General features: G+C 74.6%; 16 protein-coding genes and 1 pseudogene. 9 read left to right on the top strand and 8 right to left on the bottom strand.

Features of this window, described 5'->3' with window-relative positions:
- The first annotated feature begins 46 nt into the window (after positions 1 to 46).
- Entirely contained in the window at positions 47 to 787 is a 741-nt protein-coding gene (locus tag DV701_RS04835; protein WP_114930768.1) for a YwaF family protein, read from the top strand.
- 13 nt (positions 788 to 800) lie between these two features.
- On the opposite strand, the gene DV701_RS04830 is transcribed toward DV701_RS04835, so the two are convergent.
- Both DV701_RS04830 and DV701_RS04825 read right to left on the bottom strand, forming a co-directional pair.
- Positions 801 to 1,085 carry a WhiB family transcriptional regulator gene (locus DV701_RS04830; protein WP_114927306.1) on the bottom strand — a complete coding sequence of 95 codons (285 nt, stop codon included), beginning with the start codon at positions 1,083 to 1,085 and terminating at the stop codon, positions 801 to 803.
- Positions 1,086 to 1,323: 238 nt separating this feature from the next.
- Entirely contained in the window at positions 1,324 to 2,790 is a 1,467-nt protein-coding gene (locus tag DV701_RS04825) for a DEAD/DEAH box helicase (protein ID WP_228255225.1), read from the bottom strand.
- Between the two features lie 232 nt (positions 2,791 to 3,022).
- Between DV701_RS04825 and DV701_RS04820 the strand changes: the two genes are divergently transcribed.
- Positions 3,023 to 4,315: an NAD(P)/FAD-dependent oxidoreductase gene (locus DV701_RS04820; RefSeq protein ID WP_202863636.1), complete on the top strand. Its 1,293-nt coding sequence runs from the start codon at positions 3,023 to 3,025 to the stop codon at positions 4,313 to 4,315.
- A gap of 307 nt (positions 4,316 to 4,622) precedes the next feature.
- Here the strand turns inward: DV701_RS04820 and DV701_RS04815 are convergent, their stop codons facing one another.
- Complete coding sequence (locus tag DV701_RS04815; protein ID WP_202863635.1) at positions 4,623 to 5,687, bottom strand: IS110 family RNA-guided transposase; 1,065 nt, start codon at positions 5,685 to 5,687, stop codon at positions 4,623 to 4,625.
- Positions 5,688 to 5,896: 209 nt separating this feature from the next.
- Between DV701_RS04815 and DV701_RS04810 the strand changes: the two genes are divergently transcribed.
- Together DV701_RS04810 and DV701_RS04805 are read left to right on the top strand one after the other, a co-directional pair.
- Positions 5,897 to 7,156 carry an AGE family epimerase/isomerase gene (locus DV701_RS04810; protein WP_114930764.1) on the top strand — a complete coding sequence of 420 codons (1,260 nt, stop codon included), beginning with the start codon at positions 5,897 to 5,899 and terminating at the stop codon, positions 7,154 to 7,156.
- Positions 7,153 to 8,199, top strand: a complete 1,047-nt coding sequence (locus DV701_RS04805) for a Gfo/Idh/MocA family protein (protein ID WP_114930762.1) — start codon at positions 7,153 to 7,155, stop codon at positions 8,197 to 8,199. Before DV701_RS04810 ends, DV701_RS04805 begins: the two co-directional genes overlap by 4 nt.
- Before the next feature lie 75 nt (positions 8,200 to 8,274).
- Here DV701_RS04805 and DV701_RS04800 read toward each other — a convergent pair whose 3' ends face one another.
- Complete coding sequence (locus tag DV701_RS04800) at positions 8,275 to 9,087, bottom strand: methyltransferase domain-containing protein (RefSeq protein WP_228255224.1); 813 nt, start codon at positions 9,085 to 9,087, stop codon at positions 8,275 to 8,277.
- Between the two features lie 130 nt (positions 9,088 to 9,217).
- Between DV701_RS04800 and DV701_RS19335 the strand changes: the two are divergent.
- Together DV701_RS19335 and DV701_RS04790 are read left to right on the top strand one after the other, a co-directional pair.
- A pseudogene (locus DV701_RS19335) lies at positions 9,218 to 9,400 on the top strand (maleylpyruvate isomerase N-terminal domain-containing protein); the annotation flags it as partial.
- Positions 9,401 to 9,434: 34 nt separating this feature from the next.
- Positions 9,435 to 9,794, top strand: coding sequence for a DinB family protein (locus DV701_RS04790; protein WP_228255223.1), 360 nt, complete (start codon positions 9,435 to 9,437; stop codon positions 9,792 to 9,794).
- Between the two features lie 314 nt (positions 9,795 to 10,108).
- Here the strand turns inward: DV701_RS04790 and DV701_RS04785 are convergent, their stop codons facing one another.
- Both DV701_RS04785 and DV701_RS04780 read right to left on the bottom strand, forming a co-directional pair.
- Entirely contained in the window at positions 10,109 to 14,218 is a 4,110-nt protein-coding gene (locus DV701_RS04785; protein WP_114927300.1) for a hypothetical protein, read from the bottom strand.
- Positions 14,215 to 17,358 (bottom strand): hypothetical protein, encoded by a 3,144-nt coding sequence (locus DV701_RS04780; RefSeq protein ID WP_114927299.1) that lies wholly within the window; start codon positions 17,356 to 17,358, stop codon positions 14,215 to 14,217. Before DV701_RS04780 ends, DV701_RS04785 begins: the two co-directional genes overlap by 4 nt.
- Before the next feature lie 247 nt (positions 17,359 to 17,605).
- On the opposite strand from DV701_RS04780, the gene DV701_RS04775 reads away from it, so the two are divergent.
- Positions 17,606 to 20,716, top strand: coding sequence for a DEAD/DEAH box helicase (locus tag DV701_RS04775; RefSeq protein WP_114927298.1), 3,111 nt, complete (start codon positions 17,606 to 17,608; stop codon positions 20,714 to 20,716).
- Positions 20,709 to 21,503 (top strand): SWIM zinc finger family protein, encoded by a 795-nt coding sequence (locus DV701_RS04770; RefSeq protein ID WP_114927297.1) that lies wholly within the window; start codon positions 20,709 to 20,711, stop codon positions 21,501 to 21,503. Before DV701_RS04775 ends, DV701_RS04770 begins: the two co-directional genes overlap by 8 nt.
- Before the next feature lie 6 nt (positions 21,504 to 21,509).
- On the opposite strand, the gene DV701_RS04765 is transcribed toward DV701_RS04770, so the two are convergent.
- Entirely contained in the window at positions 21,510 to 22,412 is a 903-nt protein-coding gene (locus DV701_RS04765) for an LLM class flavin-dependent oxidoreductase (RefSeq protein ID WP_114927296.1), read from the bottom strand.
- Positions 22,413 to 22,484: 72 nt separating this feature from the next.
- Positions 22,485 to 22,952 carry an SRPBCC family protein gene (locus DV701_RS04760; RefSeq protein ID WP_114927295.1) on the bottom strand — a complete coding sequence of 156 codons (468 nt, stop codon included), beginning with the start codon at positions 22,950 to 22,952 and terminating at the stop codon, positions 22,485 to 22,487.
- Positions 22,953 to 23,093: 141 nt separating this feature from the next.
- Between DV701_RS04760 and DV701_RS04755 the strand changes: the two genes are divergently transcribed.
- Entirely contained in the window at positions 23,094 to 24,206 is a 1,113-nt protein-coding gene (locus DV701_RS04755; RefSeq protein WP_114930760.1) for a tartrate dehydrogenase, read from the top strand.
- The last annotated feature ends 111 nt before the right edge of the window (positions 24,207 to 24,317 follow it).

Raw genomic sequence — 24,317 nt, 5'->3', positions numbered from 1 at the left:
ACCTGAGCGCGTGCTCGGCAGCCGGTGCTCCGCATACCCTGCGGTCGTGGACGCCTTCCTCGACCCGCACCCGGAGTGGATCACGATCGGCGGCCCCGACCACCTGGTCTACGTGGGGGGTCTGGTCCTGCTGGCCACGCTGCTGATCACCCTGCGCGCCCGGGTGCGCGCGCACGCCACCGCCGTGCGCCGGTGCCTCGCGGCGGTGCTCGTGGTCCAGCAGGTCACGCTCTACGGGTTCTACGCCGCGACCGGGTGGGACAACGCCGAGTCGCTGCCGCTGCACATCTCACGCGTCTCCGCGCTGCTCGCCCTGACCTACCTGCTCACCGGCAGCCGCCGGGTCATGGACGTGCTGTTCTACTTCGGGCTGTGGGCGTGGGCGAGCTTCTCCTACCCGCAGAACATCCAGCCCGTCGACAACATCCTGGGCTGGTCCTTCTTCGTCAACCACGCGGTGACGCTGCTGATGCCGGTCCTCGCCTTCGTGACGACCGGCTGGCTGCCGACGCGCGCCGGGCTGTGGCGGGCGTTCGCCTGGTTCCTCGCCTACCTGGGCGTGGCCGTGGTCGCGAACGCGCTGACGGGCGGCAACTACTTCTACCAGCGGGAGAGGCCGCTGCTGCCCTGGCTCGGCCAGCCCTGGTACCTGCTCGCCTCGCTCGCCGCCACCCTCGTGCTCTTCGCTCTCGGGTATGCCCTCGCGCGTCTGCTCGCCGCCCGCGCCGGGGTGAGGCAGGAGGACCGGCCCGGGACGAAGGTCGTCCCGGGCCGGTCCCGGTGGTGATGATGACGCTGGCTCAGGCGCTGCTGGCGCGGTCCTGGTCGGCCAGGATCGTCTCCCGCTCCTGCTCCGTCAGGCCGCCCCAGACCCCGTAGGGCTCACGCACGCGCAGGGCGTGCTCCCGGCACTGCTCGAGGACGGGGCACTGCTGGCACAGAGCCACCGCCCGCTGGTCGCGCCAGCGGCGGGCAGGTCCACGCTCGCCCTCGGGGTGGAAGAACATCTCCGGGTTCGTGTTCCGGCACAGGCCCTCGTGCTGCCATTCCCACAGCGTCGCGATCGGCACTGGATGAGCTGTCATACCGAGCCCTCCTTTGTCGTGTTTCTCCAACCATGCCCGTGCTGCGAACTGGTCCGACACACCCGAGGGGGTGTCATGTCTCCCTGCGTCGGACCAGGTGGGCTGGCCTCCATGGCTCGATCGTAGGCACGATCTGGTCAAGAAAGGGTCAGCAGAAGGTAAACAGTTGGTCAGGACCGCAGGTGAGGAGAGGCTCGCCCGCGCGAAGCGGCTGGCGGAAGGGACGCGAGGGTCCGGCTCACCGCGAGCGCGAGCCGCTGCGCGAGGAGCTGGAGAAGGCCACGACCGAGCCGCCGGAGGAGGCGCCCTGCGTGGTGCGGGACCGGCCCGCGCCGGTGCGACCTCCAGCGTTGCGGCCGCCACCGCTGCGACCGCCGCCACCGCCGGCGCGACCGCCGCCACCACCGGCGCGACCCCGGCCGCCACCGCCGGTGCGGGCGTGCGCGTTGCCGCCGGAGCGGCCCCGGCCGCCACCGCCGTGACCGTTGCCATTCGCGGCGCCGGACTCGACCACGAGACCGCCCGGCACCAGCGTGCGCTCTCCGGGGGCGAGCTCGGTGAGGACCGGGTGGGCGGGCGTGGCGCGGGTGATGGTCGGCCGGATGCCGGCGGCACGGGTCAGCGAACGCACGTCCCTGACCTGGTCGTCGGTCATCAGCGTGACCACCGTGCCGCTGGCCCCGGCGCGCGCGGTGCGTCCGGAGCGGTGCAGGTAGGCCTTGTGCTCCACCGGCGGGTCGGCGTGCACCACGAGCGCCACGTCGTCGACGTGGATGCCGCGGGCGGCGATGTCGGTGGCCACCAGCGTGGAGGCCTTGCCGCTGTGGAAGGCCTCGAGGTTGCGGACGCGCGCGTTCTGGCTGAGGTTGCCGTGCAGGTCGACCGAGGGGACGCCGGCGGCGTTGAGCTGCTTGGCCAGCTTCTTGGCGCCGTGCTTGGTCCGGGTGAACATCACGGTGCGGCCGGGGGCCGCGCCCAGGTCGGTCAGCACCGGGAGACGGTCGGCGCCGTCGATGTGCAGGACGTGGTGGGCCATCGAGTCGACCGGCGACTGCTCGGAGTCGGCGTGGTGGGTGACCGGCCGGACCAGGTAGCGCTTGGCCACCACGTCGACGGCCTTGTCCAGGGTGGCGGAGAAGAGCATCCGCTGACCGCCGGACGGGGTCCGGTCCAGCAGCCTCTTCACCGCGGGCAGGAAGCCCAGGTCGGACATGTGGTCGGCCTCGTCCAGGATGCTGACCTGGACCTGGCCGAGGTCGGCGAAGCCCTGGCCGATGAGGTCCTCGAGACGACCGGGGCAGGCGACGAGCACGTCGACGCCGGCCTGGAGGGCGCGGACCTGCGGGTTCTGGCCCACGCCGCCGAAGATGGTGACGCTGCTCAGACCGGCCGCGGCGGCCAGCGGCTGGAGCGCCTCGTCGATCTGGCGGACGAGCTCGCGCGTCGGCGCGAGGATGAGGGCCCGCGGCTTGCGGCCGCGGCGGCGGGCGGCCTGGGCGTCGGCCATCAGCCGGTCCACCATCGGCAGCAGGAAGGCGTAGGTCTTGCCCGAGCCGGTGCGCCCGCGACCGAGGACGTCGCGGCCGGGGAGGGAGTCGGGCAGGGTGGCGGCCTGGATCGGCGTGGGCACGGTGATGCCGCGCTCGGCCAGGACGTCGGTCAGGATGGTGGGCACGCCGAGGTCGGCAAAGCTCGCAGAGGTCAAGAGTGGTCCTTCGTGGACGGGAATCGGCAAGTCCCGCCCGGCGCGCGGCCCCGAGGGCGGCGCGACCTGCTCAGCGGCCGGGGGCCAGCTGCATGATCGTGCGCCCCGAGGCGAGACGGTGCGGGGCGCTGACACCCATGCTACCAGCGGGTCACCTGTGCCAAGGACACGCGGGCCGGCGGATGGGGGATGATCTGGGCCAGACGGCATACCCGGACCAGGGAGGTTCCCCGTGGAGCGCGCGGACGTCGTGGTGGTGGGCGCCGGGGTGGTCGGTGCCTCGGTGGCCCACGAGCTGGCCAGGCGCGGGCGCCGCGTCGTCGTCCTCGACCGGGGGCCGGGGGCGGGCACCGGGTCGACGAGCGCCTCCTCGGCGATCGTCCGCTTCAACTACTCGACGTGGACCGGGGTGGCCGCGTCCTGGGAGTCCAAGCACCTCTGGGAGAGCTGGGAGGGCTTCCTGGGCGGCACGGACGACGGCGCGCTCGCGCGCTTCCACCGCACCGGCGGCGTCTGCCTGGACGCACCGGAGCTGCCGACCGACCTCGTCCTGAACCTCTTCGACCAGGTGGGCGTCCCCTACGAGAGGTGGTCGCCGCAGGAGCTCGTCCAGCACCTCCCGCACCTGGACCCCGGGCGCCACCACCCGCCGCGGAGGATCGAGGACGAGGAGTTCTGGGCCGAGGCCCGGGGGAGTCTCGGCGCCTACTTCATGCCCGACGCCGGCTTCGTCGACGACCCGGCCTTCGCCGCCCACAACCTGATGGCGGCGGCGGTCCGGCACGGCGCCGAGTTCCGCTTCCGCCAGGAGGTGGTCGCGGTCGAGCGGGACGGCGCAGCGGTCGCCGGCCTGCGCCTGGCCGACGGCCGGAGCGTCCGGGCCCCCGTGGTGGTGAACGCCGCCGGGCCGCACTCCGCGGTGCTGAACACGCTGGCCGGGGTGCTCGACGACTTCGCGGTCGGCACCCGGCCCCTGCGGCAGGAGGTGCACCAGCTGCCGCACCCGGGCGGCGGGACGGACCCGCTGCCGTTCGTCGCCGACCTGGACCTCGGCGTCTACTTCCGCAGCACGCCGTCGGGGCGGCTCATGGTGGGAGGCACCGAGCCCGCCTGCGACCCGCTGGAGTGGCTGGACGACCCGGACGTCCTCGTCGACCACGTGACCCCGAAGGTCTACGAGGCCCAGACCTACCGCGCCGCGCGCCGGCTCCCCGACCTCACCGTGCCACCCACGCCGCACGGGATCGTCGGGGTCTACGACGTCAGCACGGACTGGGTCCCGATCTACGACAGGACCTCCCTGGGCGGCTACTACGTGGCGGTCGGCACGAGCGGCAACCAGTTCAAGAACGCCCCGGTGATCGGCCGCTTCCTCGCCACGATCATCGAGGCCACCGAGGAGGGACGCGACCACGACGCCGAGCCGGTGAGCTGCCTGCTGGACCGCACCGGCCTGACGGTGGACCTCGGCCACTACAGCCGGCTGCGGGACCCGGCGTCGACGTCGGGGACGGTGCTGGGCTGATATGTAGGGGTGGTTTGTCAAGTGGCAGGGTGAGGCGCCGCCGGGCTGGGTGCTCGGCGGCGCCTCGTCGTTACCGGGGGGCCGGTGACTGGCTGCGGCGGGTTTCGACGCGTGTCAGTCTGATATGCGCGGGTTGGTTACCGCAGGACCGTGTTCCGGCTGGAGCAGTGTCAGGGTCTGAGGTCGAGCGTGGCCTTCTCCCCCCCTTTTGCGATGGGGAGGTGGCTGCTCACAGCCCAATGGTGAGTTGCTCCTCGCGCTGCGTGCACTGGTCACCGGGTCGGCCGGGAACGGGCTTGGGGGGGGCTTAGGTGTCCATGACGGCCAGGGACCAGCACCAGCCGGCCAGCTCGCGGGCGATCGCGGTGTTGGCGACGGTGTGCTTCTTCTTGTGCGCGGACAGGACCTGCCAGCGTTGGTGCAGGCGCCGGTTGCCGGCGTCGCCGCGTTCGGCTGCTGCGGCCGGGGCCAGTGCCCACCGGTCGTGCATCGTCTTGCCTGGCTTGTAGGCGGCCTTGTGGTGCCAGGCTGCCTCGATCAGCAGGCGTCGGGCGTGGGGGTTGCCTGCCTTGGTGATCGCTCCGCGGTTCTTCGACTCTCCCGAGGAGTGCTCGGAGGGCACCAGCCCCAGGTAGGCAGCGATGGTGGAGCCGGTGAACCGGTGCCAGTCGCCGAGCTCGACGGCCAGCGCGAACGCGGTCAGGGTGTCGATCCCGCGCAGGCAGGCCAGGCGGTGGGTGAGGTCGGTGAACTCGCTGTCGGCGGCCAGGGCGCTGATCTGCTTGTCCATCCGCTTGCGGTCGGTGACCAGGCCGGTGGCCCGGGCGTAGTACTGCTCGAACGCCGTCCTGGTGCCGGGCCTGGTGAAGGTGATCTGCCGCAGCCACGCGTCGTGCTTGCCGGTCCAGGCGTCCCCGCCGTCGTAGACGTGGCCGTGGCGCAGCAGCAGCTTGCCCAGCCGGTGCCGGGTGGCCATCAGGTCCCGGCGCAGGTCGTCACGGGCCCGGACCAGGTCGCGTGCGTCCTCCTCGGCCTGGGTCGGCACCCGCACCGAGGTGATCTCGTCCAGACGCAGCAGCCGGGCCAGCAGCAACGCGTCGCGCTTGTCGGTCTTGACCCGGTCCCCGCTGGGCCGCAGCAGCTTGGAGGGTGCCGCGACCTCGCAGCCGAACCCGGCCGCCCGCAAAGCCCGGACCAACCCGTACCCGGTCGGGCCCGCCTCGTAGGTCGTGGCCACCGGCCCGTGCTCCTCGGCGACCTTCCGCACCCACTCGACCACCGCCGCCACCGCCGGACCGACCGTGGCACTGACCACCTCCCCGGTGACCGTGTCGATCGCCGCTGCCCGCACCGAGCGTGCGTGCACGTCCATCCCGATACTTGTACGCTCCGTAAACACCGGGGCCTCCTACACATGTGGTACCCGAGCAGGCCGTTCCTGCCCGCTAACCCACGAATCTGTGTCAGGTTGGCCCCGGCCCGCAACCACGACCTCGACGCCGCGGCTACTTCATACGGTCTGAGGTGGGTGCCGGACCCTGCCACCGCGCGCAGCGCAGGGGGCCGGGCATGCTGGGCCCCATGAGCACGAGCACCTCGCACCCCGGAGGCTGGCAGCACCGGCGGACCCAGCGCGCCCGGCTGCTGCGGTTCGCGAGCGCGGCGCGTCGACCGGCCGGGTTCGGCTACCTCGACGAGCGGGGGTATGTGGTGCCCTCCCGACCCGTCGAGCTGTGGATCACCTGCCGGATGACGCACGTCTTCGGGCTGGGTCTGCTGGCGGGGGAGCCGCCGGTCGAGGGAGGGCCGGACGCGGCGGAGCTGCGGGAGCTCGCCGAGCACGGGGTGAGGGCGCTGCTCGAGGGGCCCCTGCACGACCGGCAGCACGGCGGCTGGTTCGCCGCCGTCGACGACGACGGGGTGGTGGACGCCGCGAAGCAGGCCTACGCGCACGCGTTCGTGGTGCTCGCCGCCAGCACGGCGGCGACCGCGGGCCTCGCGCGCGGCGAGGATCTGCTCGCCGCCGCGCTGCTGGTGCAGGAGCAGCGCTTCTGGGACGAGGACGCCGGGATGGTCGTGGAGGAGTGGGACGGCCCGTGGTCGCGGCTGGACACCTACCGCGGGGCGAACTCGGCGATGCACACGGTCGAGGCCTACCTGGCCGTCGGTGCCGCGACGGGGGACCGCCGCTGGCACGGGCGGGCGGCGCGGATCGCCGGGCGGGTGGCCGGCTGGGCGCAGGAGAGGGACTGGCGGGTCCCGGAGCACTTCGACCAGGACTGGCGGCCGCTGCCCGAGCACAACCAGGAGCGGCCGGCCGACCCGTTCCGGCCCTACGGCGCGACGGTCGGGCACGGCCTGGAGTGGGCGCGGCTGATGGTGACGGTGCACACGGCGTCCGGCGGTGCCCACCCCGGGCTGATGTCGGCCGCGGTGGGGCTGGCCGAGCGGGCCGTCGCCGACGGGTGGGCGGCGGACGGTCACGACGGGTTCGTCTACACCACCGACTGGGAGGGTCGACCGGTCGTGCGCCAGCGGATGCACTGGGTGGTGGCCGAGGCGATCGCCGCCTCGACGGTCCTGCACTGGGCCACGGGGCGGGCGCGGCACGCGGCCGACCTGGCGCGCTGGTGGGACTACGCCGACCGGCACCTGGTCGACCCGGCCGACGGCTCGTGGCGGCACGAGCTGGAGCCGGACGGCACGCCGGCGGCCACGACGTGGTCGGGCCGGCCGGACGTCTACCACGCCTACCAGGCGGCGCTGGCCGCCGACACCCTCGGTGCGCCGTCCTTCGCGGCCGCGCTCGGCGGGCGGCGGATGACAGGGTGGGGCGCATGAGCATCCGCACCGCCATCGTGGGCTACGGGCTGGGAGGACGCTACTTCCACGCTCCCTTCCTGGCCGCCGACCCCTCCTTCACCGTCGCCGCCGTCGTCACCGGCGACCCGGACCGGGCCGCCGCGGCCCGGGCCGACCACCCGGGGGTCGAGGTCGTGCCGGACCTGGACAGGCTGCTCGCGCGCGCCGGCGACCTCGGTCTGGACCTCGCGGTGGTCTCCACCCCTCCGGCGCGCCACGCCGAGCAGGCCGGCGCGGCGCTCGAGGCGGGGCTGCACGTGGTCGTGGACAAGCCGGTGACCGTGACCGGCGAGGAGGGACGCGGACTGGTGGCGCTGGCCGAGCGCGCTGGAAGGGTGCTCACGGCATACCAGAACAGGCGGTGGGACGGGGACTTCCTCACCCTGCGCAGCCTCGTCGAGGCCGGCGGCCTGGGGGCGGTGCTGCGGCTGGAGTCGCGCTTCGAGCGGCGCAAGCCCGCCGAGTCCAAGGCGTGGAAGGCGGGCCCGCCCGGCACCGGCGCGGGGCTGCTCTACGACCTGGGTGCCCACCTGCTCGACCAGGCGGTCCAGCTGCTCGGTCCCGTCGAGGACGTGTATGCCGAGCTGCTCCACCGGCGCGCGGGCGGCGGGTCCGACGACGACACCTTCGTGGCCCTGCAGCACGCCGGTGGCGCGGTGTCGCACCTGTGGATGAGCGCCGTGGTGGCCCAGCCCGGCCCGCGCTTCCGGGTGGTGGGCTCGGAGGCGGGCTTCACCTCCTGGGGGCTCGACCCCACCGAGACACAGCTGACGACCGGCACCGCGTCCACCGACCCCCGCCTGGGGGTGCGCGAGGAGGACGCGGACGCGCTCGTCGGCGTGGAGGGCGAGGAGCGGCGGATGCCGCTGGAACGGGGGGACTACGGGGCGTTCTACCGCGGGGTGGCGCAGGCCGTGACGACCGGTGCGCCGCCGCCGGTCGACCCGCGGGACAGCGTCGCGGTGATCGAGCTCATCGAGCGGATCCACCGGGAGTTCCCGGTGCGGCGGCCGCGCGGCTGAGGGCTGAAGGTCCTGCTCGGAGGGCTGGGCACGCGCACCGCGGCTGAGGGCGCGGGACGGGACCACGAGGGCCGGTCAGCGCTCCGGGACGCGCGCCACGACCTCGCCGTGCACCATCGCGAACCAGGCGTCCGGGTCCTGGGACCACGCGGCCCAGGCGGTGGCGAAGTCCTCGAGGTCGGCTGCCGTCGCCAGCCCGGCGTCCACGGCCTGCGTCGCAAAGGCCGAATGGCGTGCGCGCTCGACCCACTGCCCGCCCCACCATGCGCGCTCGTCAGGGGTCGCGTAGGACCAGGTCGACGTGCTCGGCTCGATCTGGGTGAGCCCGGCGGCGCGGGCCCAGGCGAGGACGTGGCGCGCGGCGTCCGGCTCGCCGCCGGCGAGCCGCGCGGTCCTGCGGTAGGTCTCCAGCCACCGGTCGAGCCCGTCCGACCCGGGGTGCCACGACATGGAGCCGTAGTCGGCGTCCCGGAAGGCGACGAGCCCGCCCGGGCGGACCACCCGCACGAGCTCACGCAGCGCGGCGACCGGGTTGGCCAGGTGCTGCATGACCTGGTGCGCGTGGGCGACGTCGAAGCTGTCGTCCTCGAAGGGCAGCGCGTAGGCGTCGCCGACCTGGAACACCGTGGTCGTGTCGCCCCGCTCCGCGGCCGCTCGTCGGGCGGCGTCCAGGGCCGCCTCCGCGCTGTCCACCCCGACCACCCGGCCGTCCGTGCCGACCGTCCCGGCGAGGTCCAGGGTGATCGTCCCCGGCCCGCAGCCGAGGTCGAGCAGGCGCATGCCCGCGCGGAGGTGTGGGAGCAGGTATGCCGCGCTGTTCGCCGCGGTCCGTGCCCCGTGGGAGTCGAGGACGCTGCTGTGGTGGCCGTGCACGTAGGTCGAGGTCACGCGCACGAGCCTAGGCCGTGCGTCGTCGGCGGAGCTCGGCCCGGGAGGGGAGGACCCGCAGACGAACGCCTGGTCCGTCGGGCGTAGTGTCCGGACCGACGGCAGTCGCGACAGATCGAGGCGAGGACCCATGACCCCTACGACCGACGGAGCAGAGGTGCTCGCCCGGCTCGACGCGTGCGAGGAGGCGTGGGCACGGGCGCTCGCCGGCGTCGCGGACGACCTGGACCGCCCCAGCGCGGCGGAGGGCTGGTCGATGCGGGACGTCGCCGACCACGTCACGGGCGGAGGTGACCGCGTCCGCCGGCTCGTGACCGGGCACCTCGACGACGCGGCGACCCGGGACCGTGACTACCGGGGTGGACCCGGTGGAGACCTTCTGGGAGCACGAGCGCGCCTTGCGAGCGGTGGTGACGAGCGAGGACCTGGGACGTGTCGTACCGCACCGGGCGGGTCCGCGGCGGGTGGACGCGGTGCTGCTGATGCGGGCCGGTGACGTCGCCCTGCACGCCTGGGACGTCGCCTCTGCTGCAGGCCAGCCCTGGCCCGTCGACGAGGACCTCGCAGGGTGGCTGCTGGAGGCCGCCGCACCCGTCATCGAGGAGCTGCGGCAGCTCGGATTCTTCGCCGCCCCGCTCCCCGCGGCGGGGGGCAGCAACAGGGAGCGGCTCCTGGCCCTCGCGGGGCGCAGGAGCACCGCTTCCTGATCCCGGAGCGCGGCAGCCCTCCTCCTGGTCCCCGAGCGCGACAGCACTCCTCGCGCGGCTCCGTCGGACCGGGACGGGATCCGCGCACGCGTCTGCTCGCGTGCGTGAGCCACTCACCGGACTGGTCCGTGCACGCCATACCGTCTGCTCGCGTGCGTGAGCCACTCACCGGAGTGGTCCGTGCACGCCATACCGTCTCCTCGCGTGCGTGAGCCACTCACGGGAGTGGTCCGTGCACGCCAGACCGGCTCCTCGCGGACGTGACCGGCTCAGCGGTGCCGCTCCGCGCGGGCGCGCAGCGCCGCAGGGTGGGGTCAGGTGGCCGGGAGGTGCACGGCATACACGACCCTGGTGGCCGTCCCGGTGCCCTCACCCACGCCCGGGTCGGTGGACCAGCGCTCCTCCTCGAGGACGAGCAGGCGCAGGGGGCCACCGCCGTCGGGCACGCCGATGCGGCCGCTCCACGTCGCAGTGCCTCCCTCGCGCGTGACGTCGAGCTCGACGGCGCCGGCCCCGTCGTCGACCCAGCCGAGCTCCTCGTCGGCGACCGCCGGGTCGCGCCGCTGCACCCGCACCGTCATCCGCGCCAGGGAGGCCCCGTCGGTGCGCACGCCGTCGGGGTCGGCGACGGCGTCGTAGGAGGGCCCGGCCACGGTGACGGTGCGGTTCGCCGGGTCGTCCGCACCGGTCACGACGGTCGCGACCCGGTCGGGCAGCGTCTGGAGGATGTCCACGAGCACGGGCGCCGACAGGTGGCACCCCGGCAGCGAGCTCGGCTGGTAGCGGACTAGCGAGAGCCGCAGGAAGGGCTGGTAGGCGGTGCCGGTGTCGACGTCGACGTCGCAGTACCACCGCCCGGACGCCTCGTCGAAGGCCGGCTCGAAGCCCACCACCTGCACGGGCCGGGTGCCGCCGGGCAGCGGCAGGAAGGGGGAGGTGGTGCTCGCGCCGCCCAGCAGGTCCGCAGAGAGGTTCTCCGGCACCGTGCCGCGCCGCGCGGGGTCGGCCGCGAGGATCGAGATCCGGTCGTAGTCCTCGACCTCGGGGGAGACGACGGGCCGGCCGGTGACGACGCCGAGGAGCTCGCCGTCGCCGGAGGCGTACCACCCCCGGGCCATCCACACCCGCACGCCCCCGCCGCGGCGGGTCACGGTCGTGCGTCCGTCCTCGACCGTCGACTCCCATCCCAGGGTCGGTATGGCGTGCAGCACCGCGGGCGGCGGCGGCACCGCCGAGCTGGGCACGTCGAGCTCGACCCCTGCGCCGGTCACGCTGGTCCGCCCGGGCTGCTCGAGCCACGCGGCGGGGAAGTCCTCGCGGAAGGAGGAGGCGGCGGTGGCGGTCCAGGTGACCCTCCGGTGGCGGGTGTCGCCGAACTCGTGCGCCTGCGGCCAGGAGCGCGCGGTCCGCTCCCGGGGCCGGGTGTCGAAGCTGATCATGCGCTCGCCGAGCAGGCTGACGGCCGCGCGTTCGTCGTCCGGCGGGGCGGCGGTGACGCGTGACAGGGGCAGGGCGAAGGCCGTCGACGCGGAAGCCACCCGGCGCGGCGGCCCGCCCGGCTCGTCGACCCACTCCGACCAGCTCCCGCCGACCTCGACCCGGTCGGTGCTGGCCGGGTCCACCGGGACGAGGCCCGCGAGGTCGAAAGAGGTCTGGGCCACGTCCCTGCGGCCGGTCAGCCGGTCCAGGTCCGGGACGACGAGCGGGTGCTGCACGGCGTGGACCAGCTCGAGCTCGTGCCAGGGGGTGACCAGCCAGGAGCTGTTCGTCTTGATCAGCCCGACGGCGCGGTCGAGGTCGTCGCCGGTCAGCTCCTCCTCGCACCAGGACAGGATCCCCATGAGGTCGAGCTGCTCGACGACGGACAGCAGCCGCACGCGAAGGGTGGTGGCCTGCGGCAGCCTGACCGTGAGCACCCGGGTCTGCTCGTCCCAGGTGGTGCCGGCTCCGCCGTCGTCACCGGTGCCGGTCAGCCGCAGCCGGAACGGGCGCGGGCGGTGCCACACCGCGCCGGCCGTCTCCACCCGCAACCCCTCCTCCGGGGTGCCGGGCAGCCCGCGCAGGAGCACGGCGGCGGCGAGCGGGTCCGGCAGGTAGGGCAGCTCGACCGTCGGTGTGTCGAGCACCACGTAACGGGCCGGCTCCCGAGCGTCCCTCGGCTCGGGGCCGGTCTCGGGAGCGGCGGGGATCTGGACGACCCTCGCCCCCGGCAGGCCCGGGTCGTCGAAGGTGCCCTTCTCGCGAGTGGCGATGTCGAACGCCGCCCGGATCTCGTCCAGCTGCGCCGGCGTCGGCGGCGTGCCGTCCGAGGACATCGCGACGTCGAGCATGCCGTGCCGCTCGACCGTCTCGAAGGCGGCCTTCGGAGGCGCGACGTGCCGGTCGTCGTGCGGGCGGTAGGGCTCCAGCCCCAGCTCCTCGAGGTCGCCGGCGCTGCCGGCGGCGTAGGCCTGCGGGTCCGAGCCGACGTCGCTGCGCACGACGAGGCGCAACGCCGAGGCGCCCTCGCCGAAGGGCTGGGCGGGGACGACCGCCGGGGCCGGCACCGGCTCGAAGCGCAGGTAGGGGGTGGCGCCCTGGGCGGGGACGGCCGGGGTCGCGGCCGCGGGCGAGGCCAGCCAGGAGTCGGCCTCCTCCAGGGTGAGCCCGCCGCCCGCCAGGTCGACCTCGCGCAGCCGCACCCGGTAGGCGTGCCCGAACCGCAGCCTGGGAAGGCTTCCCGGGGCGACCCGGCTCTCCAGGGACAGCCCCATCGTGGTGTGCGGGTCGTTGCCGACCCTGGCCGGCAACGTCTCCGGCGCGTCCTCGTCGGGTGCCCGCGCGTCGCGGCTGAGCGAGGCGCCGGGCCGGGGGGCCGACAGGCTCCACCCGTCCCAGGTGGCGAGCACCTCGGGCACGTAGAGCTCGGAGTCCGGGTCGGGGTCGGTCCCGGGGGGCACGGGCGGGCCGGCGAGGGACACGGTCAGGAAGCCCTCGCCGGGCATCGGCGCCAGCGTCCCGGCGAACCTCTCCGCGCGTGCGGTGAGGACCCGTGCGTGCAACGAGCGCCAGTGCGGGCCGGTGGTCGTGTCCAGCACGTCGAGCCGGTGCCCGCGCACGAGGTCCTCGGCGTGCAGCTCGGTCACCTCGTCGAGCTCGGCGAGGGTGTCGTGCTCCAGGGCCCGCACGAACTCCTGCTGCAACGACCCCGCGCGTCCGGTGTGCACCAGGCCCAGTCCGGTGGTCCGCAGGGCCGGCAGGCCGGCGGCGTCGGGCTGGCCCAGCGGCCGCTCGGCGGGGGAAGATGCGGGTCGGGCGACGGTCGCGGCCAGGTTGAGCGTCTTGAGCAGCGCGCCGTCGACGTCCACCTGGTTGAGCGCGAACGCCGTCTGCGGGACCGGCGCCAGCCCGGTCGGGACGCCGCCGGCGGGGCCGAGCGGGTCGGGCACCGCCCGTGCCGCGACGAAGAGCGTCCCGTGGTCCGGGTCGTCGTCGGGCACGTCGTCGTGGACGTAGGCGGTCAGGTGGCTCAGCTGGGACCTGCTGACCCCGTCCTGGCCCGCCGGCGCGGGCAGCGTGGGCACGACGGCCAGCAGTCCGGGTGCGTCGGCGGCGGCGCGCGGCAGACCCTCGTCGAGGACGAGGTCCACGACGAGGCCGAGCCGGCGCAGCAGGTCCGGGTGGTCGCCCAGTGCGCCGAGCATCTGGTGCAGGTCGACCCGGTCGCGGTATGCCGTCCCGTCCGGCGGCAGGTCCACGGGCTGCTGCTCGGGCCGGGTGTGGAAGAGGAGGGCCCGCTCGTGCTCGGACCAGGACCCGGGCGGCATGGGCTCCACCGGTGCGGCCCTGCCGCGGGCGCCGGCCCGGGCGGCCGCCGAGCGCGCGCGGGCGTCCTGGAGCAGCGCGCCCACGAACTGCTTGCGGTCCTCGGTGGTGCGGACCTCGCCCAGGCGGCCGTCGAGCGTGCGCAGGAAGGGGCCGAGCAGCTCGTCGAGCCCGACGCGGTGCCCGCGCTCCTCACGAGGCGCGCCCCGGGCCTCGTCCCGTCGCAGCGGCACCAGGTCGGCGCCGTGGACCGCCGTGGTCGCGTAGAGCCTGCGCAGGTCGGACAGCACCGCCCGCACGCCGTAGGTGACCAGCGGCCGGTCGGCGTGGTCGGCGAACCGGAAGGGCATCACGGGCGTCTCGGGCGGGAAGAGCGCGGCCCACAGGTCGGCGTCGGGCGCGGGCCCGGCGACGCTGGCGGGGAAGGAGGTCCCGTCGACCTCCACGTGCCAGGTCGCGGCCGCCACGTGGGTCGGCCAGGCGAGCAGGTCCGGCAGGTCGGCCAGGACGTTGCCCTCGCTGCGCAGCCGCGGGGCGAGGAAGGCGGCCAGGCGTGGCAACCCTGCGGGTGTCGTGCCCTGGGGCAGGGCGATCCACTGCAGCTTCTGCTCGGCGCTCATGGTCCCTCCTCGGCGAAGGCGAGGCAGTAGGCCTCCCAGTCGTCCGGCTCCATCACCTGGTCGAGGGTGGGGTCGCCGGACGCGCCGGCGAAGCGGCGCTCGACCGAGAGCGTGACGCTGGTGGAGAAGAACGCCACCTTCACGCCGACCGTCAGCGACGCCTGCCCCCAGATCTCGCTGCGGCCCCCTCCCTTGTCCCGCCAGGTGAAGGCCAGGTAGAACTCCAGCGACACGCAGATCAGGCCGAGCACCGAGAGGTGGCCGCCCATGCGCAGGTAGCCGGTGAGCTGGGTGACCTGCGCGGTCATCCCGAAGTAGACCCCCGCCATGACGTAGACCCCGCCGCTGGCCACGCCGATGTCGAGACTGACGTTGCCGCCGAACTCGATCGAGGCCTCGATCTCCTCCACCCCGTTGGCGCTGATGCCGAGGGCGAAGAAGCCGCCCCCGCCGAAGAGGGTGACGGTGACGAGGAAGGGGTGGTGCCGCTCGGACAGCGCGAAACGCAGCCCGGCGGCCTTGCCGACGAAGGGCACCGACAGCGAGGAGGACAGGGCGAGGTTCTGCAGCGAGAAGACGCCCACCCCGATCGTCGGCACGGCGAGGCTGAACCCGGCCCGGATGCCCTGCTCGTCCACCGTGACCGCGGGCGGGTCGCTGAAGCCGTTGCCCGGCAGCAGGTCGCGCAGCGTGTTGACGAACTCCAGCGCCCCGACGAAGGTGAGCGAGACGCCCTGCGCGCTCACGTCCGGCTTGCGCCCCGGAAGGGTCTCGAAGCGCAACGTGCCGAAGCGCAGCTCGGCGACCCCGGCGAAGACCATCGAGAAGCCGCTGAGCTCACCGACCACGTGGACCTGCGGGGCGGCCTCGTCGGCGAGCACCGTGGTCACCACGTCGAGGACGAACCTGGCGCCTCCCACCTCCAGGAGCGGGGTGAGGCCGGGGTCCGTCCTCAGCACGGGCTTCCACAGGAAGCGGGTCCGCACGCCGACCGGCGCACCGGAGCCGTCCCGCAGCACGCGGGAGCGCAGGATCGGCACCTCCAGGCGGGTGTCGGGGTCGTCCCGCATCGCGTCCAGGGCATCGTCCGGGACGTCGCCCCGGGTGTACAGGTCCGGCGTCGCCGCAGGGACCGGTCCCAGAAGCCGGGCGAGCGGCACGGTGCCGAAGAGCTTCATACCCCCGAAGAGGGCGGACAGGCCGACCGCGTCGAGCCCGCCGGCCAGCGCCGAGGACACCAGCCCGGCCCGCGCGGAGAGGGTGTCCAGGTCCATGCTCGGGGCGGAGAGCCCGCCTCCCTCGGCGGCCCCCATGTCCAGGCGCGCGGCGGCCCCGACGATCGTCGCGAAACCGCCCGTCGGGTTCTGGGCCGGGTCGAGCCCGTGCGCGAGGTAGTCGGGGGTGAGCCTGACCTCGTGGAGCTCCGCGGAGCCGGTGAGCCGGTCCAACGGCTCCAGCGCGACGCCGGCCGAGCCGAGGCGGGACACCCAGGAGGGCCGGTAGCCGGGCAGGGGTGCCCCGGGCCGGCGCAGGTCCAGCGCGAAGGTCAGCGCCCCGACCGGGCTGCTCGTGGCCTCGGGCGAGGCGGCACCGGTCCGGTCGGCCAGCGCCAGGACCTGGCCCGAGAGCACGGCCCGCCGCCGTGAGTCCGGCCCCTGGACGAATGCGGCGACGACGCCCGCGCCGTCAGCAGCCGCGACCTCCGGGACGAACATGAGCGGCCGGCTGTAGGCGACCCGCCGCCCGAGCCAGTCGGTGCCGACGAGGTCGAAGAGCACGTCCTGGCCGGCGGCCCGCAGCCACCACGGCTTCTTCAGGGCGTCCTCGAGCTCGATCTGCACCACTTCCTGGATCCGGCGCAGGCTCATCCGGCGGCCGAACCAGCGCTGCAGCTGTGCCGCCCGCTCGCCGGGCCCGGGGTCCATCGGCAGGTCGAGCGCCGGCGAGGACAGGGTGGTGATCTCGACCGCGCGTAGCGGCATCTCGCGGCCGCCGTGCGGGAAGCCCTCGGCCAGCCCGGCGGTGTCCAGGAGCGGTTGGGTGATGAGGACCTGGTAGTGCTGTCGCAGATAGCCCTGCGTCCCGTAGACGCCGTAGGTCCCGTGGGGTCCCTGCCGGGTGCCCACCTGGGCCGCCTCGTAGCGCCGCTCCGTGACCCGCACGACGACGGCCCGGTGGCCGGTGTCGACGAAGCCGCGCCGGACGACCTCGACGCGCTGGTCGCGGCCCAGGCCGGCCACGTGCACGTAGCGCGCCAGCGACGGTGCGTCCGCCCCCGGTCCGCCCAGCCAGGCCACCGCTCCCTGGGGCGGGTCGAAGCTGCCCTGCAGCCGGACCGAGGCGCCCAGGCTGGTGAGCACGACCCGCTCGCCCTCCAGCGGCACGGGCGCGGGCCGGCGCTGCCGGAGGAGGAGCCTGGCCCACGCCGCGGACGACGTGCCCCGTCCGCGGCGGGGCGGGGCGGTGAAGCCCGAGGTCAGGGTGACCAGGTCCGTCAGGTCGGTCAGTGCCATCGAGGTGGTCATCCGGTCCGGGACGGCTCTGGCGTGCAGCGCCCGCAGGGGGACCGGAGCCCGGGTGGGCGGTGAGCTCCCGTCACCGGGATCCCCGCCCCGGTCGTCGGGGAGGAGCCGGGTGTGCCACAGCTCGGTGCGTCCGCCGAGGGTGACCGCCGCGGTCGCGTGCACCCAGCGGGTCGGGCCGACGGGGCTGATGAGCAGCCGGTAGGGGAACTCGATCGCCGTCTCGTCCTCGCCCGGAGGGGCCGGCGAGGGACCGGAGGCCGTGCCCGGGGGCAGGGCTCCCGGTGCCAGGACAGGCTCCAGCCCGTCCCAGTCGAGCAGCCCGGCGAGGCTGAGCGGCACCGTGGCGACGTCGTCCGGGAGGGCGAAGACCAGCCGGCTCGGGCCGGCGGCGAGGGTGGCGACCGGCGGCGGCCCGGCCGGCTCCTTGGACCCGGTGAACTCGTAGTGGGCCCGCTCGGCGACGTGCTGCGGCGGCAGCTCGACGGCGAACCGTGCCGGCTGACCCGGGTCGATGCGCTCCAGCACCGTGCCGTCGGCGGACGGCTGCAGGTTGACGAGGCGTACGTCGAGGACGAGCAGGTCCTGCGGACGGAGGAGGCGCAGACGGTCCGGCATGCCGATCCCCGGGAGGAGTGCGGAGGACGCCCAGCGGCGTCGGGTGCGGGCGGACAGCGTCGCCGCTGCCCCGATGGCGGTGCAGGACCGCCCCCACGAACAGGCTCTCGGCACGCAGACCCCAGGTGCCGTCAGGGACACGGTAGACCCGCGGCTGACGTAGCGTCAACGGCGAGCGTCTGCGGGGGCAGCCCGTCGGCGCGCCCTTGTGTAGTCTCGTCCGGTCCGGACGTCGCGGGAGGTATGGGTGCTGGCGGTGCACGCCCTGTGGTCGCAGGACCGCCTGTGCCTGTGGGGCGAGGACTCCGAGCCTGCGGTGACCAGCCCGAGCGAGGCGGTGCGCACCGCGCGGCCCCACCCGTTCGCGGTGGCCGCCCGGGACCTGGTCACCGCGCTGAGCCCGGCGCCCGCAGAGGCCGTGACCGGCGGTCCGTGGGGCACGCCCGGTCGGGCGACGACGGCCGTCACGGGGTCCACGGGCGAGCTCGAGCTGCTCCTTCCCTCGTCGCGGCGCTCGCCGCTCGACTCGCCCGAGCTCGTCCGCACCACCCCCCGTCGGCCCGGCCGCACGGCGCCGGTCCTGCTGCCCTGGACGGTGCCCGTCGTCCGCCTCGAGCCTGCCGCGGCGCTGGCGTGGCTGCTCGACGACGCCGGTGGGGCGGGGGCCAGGCCGGGTGCCTCGGTCGCCTGGCTCCGCGACCTGGCGCGGTTCGCCGACGAGCTGACCGAGCGCGGCCGGGTGCTGCCGAGCCTCGTCCGCGCGGACACTGCCGCGCAGGCCGGTCGCGCCGCGTGGCGCCCGGTCCTGCAGGGACCCGACGTCCTCGCCCACCAGCAGCTGGTCACCGCCGTGCCGCCGGTCTGCCGGGCCGAGCAGGGCGCGCCGGCCGCCCGCAGGATCGTCGAGCGGGCCCTGCTCCGGCTGGTCGACACCTGCGTGCGCGAGCGGCTCGGCGACCACGGGGCGCTCCTGCCGCCCCGCCGTGGACGACGACCGGCCCGGACGCCGGCGGCCGAGGCGTGGCTGGCCGCCCTCACCGGTCCGCACGGCGCCTTCGACGCCGATCCTGCGCAGCTGGCCGAGCTCGAGCGAGAGCTGCGGCCCTGGGATGAGGTCGGCACCGGGGTGGTCGGGCCCGCGCGGGCGACGTTCCGCCTGGGCGAGCTGCGCCCGGACGACGAGGACGCCGCTGCCCGCTGGCGCCTCGAGTTCCTCCTGCAGTCCACCGACGACCCCAGCCTGCTCATCCCGGCCGGTCAGGCGTGGACCGACGCGTCGGCGCTGGGGCGCTGGGTCGAGCGCCCGCACGAGCTGCTCCTGACCGAGCTCGGCAGGGCCAGCCGGGTCTGGCCGGCCCTGTCCCCGGGACTGCGGTCCGCCCGCCCCGACGGGCTGGACCTGGACACGGCAGGTGCCCACGACTTCCTGCTGCACGGTGCCGGCGCGCTGGAGGAGGCCGGCTTCGGCGTGCTCGTCCCGGACTGGTGGCGCCGCCGCCGCCGGGTGGGTATGAAGCTGCGCACCTCCACCCGTACCGACCCCCGCGAGGCCGGCCGGTTCGGCCGCGACCAGCTCTGCGACTTCGAGTGGACCCTGGCGGTCGGCGACGAGTCGCTCACCGCCGAGGAGATCGCGGCGCTCACCGCCACCAAGGCCCCGCTGGTGCAGCTGAGGGGCCGGTGGGTGAGCGTCGACCCCGAGCAGGTGCGTCTGGGGCTGGAGTTCCTCGCCGAGCAGGGACGCGGCCGGACCAGCGCGGCCCAGGTGCTGGCGCTGGCCGCCGCCCACCCCGAGGACCACGACCTGCCGCTCGAGGTGACCGGCGTCGAGGCGGACGGGTGGCTCGGGGCGATGCTCGAGGGGACCGCCGCCCAGCAGCTGCGCCCGGTCCGGCCGCCCGAGACGCTGCTGGCCAGGCTGCGGCCCTACCAGGAGCGCGGGCTGTCCTGGCTCAGCTTCCTCGCCGACCTCGGGATGGGCGCGTGCCTGGCCGACGACATGGGGCTGGGCAAGACCCTGCAGCTGCTCGCCCTGGAGACCACCGAGCGCGACCGGCCGCGCGTCGAGCCGGACCTGCCGCCCACGCTGCTGCTCTGCCCGATGTCCCTGGTCGCCAACTGGCAGGCCGAGGCGACCCGGTTCGCCCCGCACCTGCGCGTCCACGCCCACCACGGCCCGGCCCGGCTGCGCGGGGAGGAGCTCGCGGGGGTGGCCGCGGACAGCGACCTGGTGCTCACCACATACCCGACCGCGGTGCGCGACCTGGACGACCTCGTCCGGGTGCCCTGGCACCGGGTCGTGCTCGACGAGGCGCAGGCGATCAAGAACCGGCACTCGCGCACGGCCAGGGCGGTGCGCCGGCTGGAGGGCTCCCACCGGGTGGCGCTCACCGGCACCCCCGTGGAGAACCGGCTGGGGGAGCTGTGGTCGATCATGGACTTCCTCAACCCGGGGCTGCTCGGCAGCGCCGAGTCGTTCCGGACGAGGTATGCGGTGCCGGTCGAGCGGCACGCCGACCCCGACGCCGCCGAGCGGCTGCGGCGGGTGACGCGGCCCTACGTGCTGCGCAGGGTCAAGACCGACCCCACGATCATCGACGACCTGCCGGAGAAGATCGAGGTCACCGAGCACTACCGGCTCACCACCGAGCAGGCCGCCCTCTACCAGTCGGTCGTGGACGACATGATGGCCAGGATCGAGGAGTCGGACGGGATCGAGCGCCGGGGCAACGTGCTCGCGGCGATGACCAAGCTCAAGCAGGTGTGCAACCACCCGGCGCAGCTGCTGCACGAGCGCGGCGCGGCCCTCGGCCGCCGCTCGGGCAAGGTGCTGCGGCTGGAGGAGATCACCGAGGAGGTCCTGGCCGAGGGGGACCGGGCGCTGCTGTTCACCCAGTACGCCTCGTTCGCCGAGCTGGTGGTGCCGCACCTGGCGGCCCGCTTCGGGCGCGACGTGCTCTACCTGCACGGCGGCACCTCGCGGACGGCGCGGCAGGAGATGGTCGAGCGGTTCCAGTCCGGCGACGGGCCGCCGTTGTTCGTGCTGTCCCTCAAGGCCGGCGGGACCGGGCTCAACCTGACCGCCGCGAACCACGTCATCCACCTGGACCGCTGGTGGAACCCCGCGGTGGAGAACCAGGCGACCGACCGCGCCTTCCGGATCGGGCAGAAGCGCAACGTGCAGGTGCGCAAGTTCGTCGGCACCGGCACGCTGGAGGAGAAGATCGAGGCGATGCTGCAGGACAAGGCCGCGCTGGCCGACCTCGTCGTCCGGGACGGGGAGAGCTGGCTGACCGAGCTGTCCACCGGCGACCTGCGCGAGCTGCTCAGCCTCTCGGAAGGAGCCGTCGGTGAGTAAGGACTCCTTCTACCCGCCGTCGCGGCCCCGTGCCGTCGAGGGCGGGATCCGGGCTCGCAGCGCCCGGGGCGCGATCGCGCGGACCTGGTGGGGCGCGCGCTTCATCGAGGTGCTGGACAGCGTCGTCGTCGGCGGGCGGATGCAGCGGGGCAGGACCTACGCGCGCAAGGGCCAGGTGGTCTCCCTCGAGGTCGACGCCGGGACCGTCAGCGCGGTCGTCCAGGGCAGCCGCGCCCGGCCCTACCGGGTGCGGGTGGGTGCCACGACCTTCGGCAAGGCGCAGTGGGCGCAGGTGGAGCGGGCCCTGGCCGACGATGCCTGGTACCTCGCCCGGCTCCTGGCGGGGGAGATGCCCGAGGACATCGAGGAGGTCTTCGCCGGCGTCGGGCTCAGCCTGTTCCCCTCGAGCGCGGACGACCTGTCGATGGACTGCTCCTGCCCCGACTGGAGCGTGCCGTGCAAGCACCTGGCGGCCACGCTCTACCTGCTGGCGGAGTCCTTCGACGAGGACCCCTTCCGCATCCTGGCGTGGCGCGGCCGGACCCGGGAGGACCTGCTCGACAACATCGGTGCGGCGGCCGGAGGGCCGCCGGCGGCCGACGCCCGGGAGGAGACCGACGTCCCGCTGGAGGAGCGGCTCGACACCTTCTACCAGCTGCAGGGGGAGCTGCCTGCGTCTGCACCGGCGGCGGTGGCCAGCCTGCTCGGGCAGGTGCCGCAGGTGGCGGTCAGGGTGCGCGGCCGGCCCCTGGTCGAGCTGCTGGGGCCGGCCTACCGGCAGCGTTGACCTCGCTCAGGACGCCCGGGCCGCGGCGACCAGCTCCCGCACGGCGGGCGCGACCTCCGCGGCGAACGTCTCGGTCAGCGTCGTGTCGTCGGAGGCCAGCAGGAAGCCGCTGGTCCCGTAGGCCAGGGCGACCCCGGCCAGCTCCTCCGCCCACTGCGCGGGCGGTCCCTGGAGGAACCCGCCGCCCCGGGCGGCGAACCGCCCGCCGATGTTGAGCAGCCGGCGCACCTCGCCCGGCTCGCGGCCGGCGGCCACGGCCGCGTCGTCGATCCGCTCGTTCATCCCGGCAAGACTCCTGGCGCCGCCGGGCAGGTACTGCAACGAGGGCAGCCACCCGTCGGCGAGCCTGCCGACCAGGCGCAGCATGCGGGGTTTGTAGGCGCCCACCCAGATCCCGATCGGGTGCGCCGGCGCGGGGCCCCGCTTCGCGCCGTGGACGTCGTAGTGCGTGCCGCGCACCGACAGCCCGCCGCGCTCCTGCGGGTCCCAGACGCCGCGGATGATCGCGATCGCCTCCTCGAGGGCCTCGACGGACTCGCCGGGGCTGCGTCGCGGACCGCCCATCGCGGCGATGCCGTCCCAGAAGCCGCCGGCGCCCAGGCCGAGCTCGACGCGGCCGCCGCTGAGCAGGTCCAGGGAGGCCGCGGCCCGTGCCAGCACGGCGGGCGGACGCAGCGGCAGGTTGGTGACGTTGGGGGCGAGCCGGACGCGCTCGGTGCGAGCTGCGGCATACCCGAGCAGCGTCCAGGTGTCGTGGAACCGGGGGAGGTAGGGGTGGTCCTGGAAGGTGACCAGGTCGAGCCCGGCCCGGTCGGCGACGACCGCCTGCTCGACGGCCTGGTGGACGGGGTGGTTGGTCGGGGTCACGAAGGTGCCGAAGAGCAGGTCGTGGCCGTGGTCGGTGGTCATGGGCTGCTCCTGGTGCCCGCGTCCGTGGGGACGAGGGACACGATGCTGCGGGACACGCTGGCCGCGCGCCGCTCAGTCGCTGGCAACGGCCGCCGCCAGGCGCCCCAGCGTGTCCTCGAGCTGCTCCTCCTCCACGAGCGGGAAGGACACCTTGGCGAGCAGGTCCTTGTCGGTGACCTTGCCCCAGTCGTAGGTGTGGCGCACCTCGGTGCTTCCGGGGCCCTGCGGGAGAAGCTCCCACACCCACTGCCACCCGGGCGGCTCGGTCCCGGCCGGCGCGGTCTCCCACGCGAGCAGCCGGCCGTCGTCGTAGCCGGTGACGTGGTTGTCGGTCTGGTACTCCCCGCCCATGTGGTCACCGGCCATGTTCATCGTGAACGTCTGGCCCACGGCGGTGATGCGGTCGCCGTGGTCGACGGACCGGACGAAGCCGGACCCGTCCAGCTCGACGTGGCGCGAGGGCAGGGAGAGCACGTCGAAGATCTCGGCTGCCGATGCGTCGATGGTCCGGGTGACGGTCAGGCTCGTGTCGTTGCTCATGGCCCGACGCTAACGGCCGGCCCGACCGGGCGCGAGCCCAGGGGGCGGAAGCTCATCGGCCCGGCCGCGACGGGGCACGGGCCCTGGACCGTCAGGCACGATGGACCCGGACCTGACGTCGCCCGACCCGGAGGTATGCAGATGCAGTCGCCAGACAGCCCGCGAAAGGTCACCGTCGCGGTGATCCCCGGCGACGGGATCGGCGCCGAGGTGATGGAGCCGGCCCTGGGGATCCTGGAGGAGATCGGCCCGCGCCACGGCCTGGAGTTCGCCTGGCAGCACCACGGCTGGAGCTGCGAGCACTACACCAGGACCGGCCGGATGATGCCCGCGGACGGGATCGACCAGCTGGCGGGGGCGGACCAGATCCTGCTCGGCGCCGTCGGCTTCCCGGGCGTGCCCGACCACGTGTCGCTCTGGGGGCTGCTGATCCCGATCCGTCGGGCCTTCCGGCAGTACGTCAACCTGCGGCCGGTCAGGCTGCTGCCCGGCATCGAGTGTCCGCTGCGGCTGCGCGAGGGCGAGGACATCGACTTCGTCGTGGTGCGGGAGAACAACGAGGGGGAGTACTCCGAGGTCGGCGGCCGCGTCTATCGCGGGACCGAGGACGAGATCGCGGTCCAGGAGTCGGTCTTCACCCGGCGCGGGGTGACGCGGGTGGCCCGCTACGCCCTCGACCTGGCGTCCTCGCGGCGGGGGAGCCTGGCCTCGGCGACCAAGTCCAACGGGATCGTGCACACGATGCCGTTCTGGGACGAGGTCGTCCACGAGGTGGCCGCGGGCTACCCCGGGGTGGAGGTGGCGGACTACCACATCGACGCGCTGGCGGCGCAGTTCGTCCGCGACCCCGGCCGGTTCGACGTCGTCGTCGCCTCGAACCTCTTCGGCGACATCCTGACCGACCTCGGGGCGGCGATGGTCGGCAGCATCGGGATCGCGCCGTCGGGCAACCTCAACCCCGAGAAGGAGCACCCCTCGATGTTCGAGCCGGTGCACGGGTCCGCGCCGGACATCGCCGGGCGGGGCGTCGCCAACCCGTTGGGGATGATCTGGACCGCGTCGATGATGCTCGACCACCTGGGCCACCCGGAGGCCGGGGCCGAGCTGCTCTCGGCGGTCACGGCGACCCTGACGTCCGGGGTGCGCACGCCAGACCTGGGGGGCTCGGCCAGCACCGGCGAGGTGGCCGAGGCGGTGCTGGAGCACCTCCGGGACGCTGCGCAGCAGGACGACGCCGGCCCGGCGGGCAGGTAGCCGACAGCGCCGCAGTCTGCCCCGCGTTGGGTCTGGGCCCTGACCGTGGTAGCGTCCATCCTGATCCCCGTAACAGTGTCTACGAGATCTACCGGTCCTTCATGGGTCCGG

Origin of the sequence: Ornithinimicrobium avium, from assembly GCF_003351765.1 — a bacterium.
Lineage (GTDB): Bacteria > Actinomycetota > Actinomycetes > Actinomycetales > Dermatophilaceae > Ornithinicoccus > Ornithinicoccus avius.
This window is presented reverse-complemented; position numbering and strand designations above follow the sequence as displayed.

What these genes read in the sequence shown, in the direction of transcription:
- DV701_RS04830 (WP_114927306.1), bottom strand. Translation starts at nt 1,085, where the DNA reads ATGACAGCTCATCCAGTGCCGATCGCGACGCTGTGGGAATGGCAGCAC.
- DV701_RS04815 (WP_202863635.1), bottom strand. Translation starts at nt 5,687, where the DNA reads ATGGACGTGCACGCACGCTCGGTGCGGGCAGCGGCGATCGACACGGTC.
- DV701_RS04810 (WP_114930764.1), top strand. Translation starts at nt 5,897, where the DNA reads ATGAGCACGAGCACCTCGCACCCCGGAGGCTGGCAGCACCGGCGGACC.
- DV701_RS04805 (WP_114930762.1), top strand. Translation starts at nt 7,153, where the DNA reads ATGAGCATCCGCACCGCCATCGTGGGCTACGGGCTGGGAGGACGCTAC.
- DV701_RS04785 (WP_114927300.1), bottom strand. Translation starts at nt 14,218, where the DNA reads ATGAGCGCCGAGCAGAAGCTGCAGTGGATCGCCCTGCCCCAGGGCACG.
- DV701_RS04780 (WP_114927299.1), bottom strand. Translation starts at nt 17,358, where the DNA reads ATGCCGGACCGTCTGCGCCTCCTCCGTCCGCAGGACCTGCTCGTCCTC.
- DV701_RS04765 (WP_114927296.1), bottom strand. Translation starts at nt 22,412, where the DNA reads ATGACCACCGACCACGGCCACGACCTGCTCTTCGGCACCTTCGTGACC.
- DV701_RS04760 (WP_114927295.1), bottom strand. Translation starts at nt 22,952, where the DNA reads ATGAGCAACGACACGAGCCTGACCGTCACCCGGACCATCGACGCATCG.
- DV701_RS04755 (WP_114930760.1), top strand. Translation starts at nt 23,094, where the DNA reads ATGCAGTCGCCAGACAGCCCGCGAAAGGTCACCGTCGCGGTGATCCCC.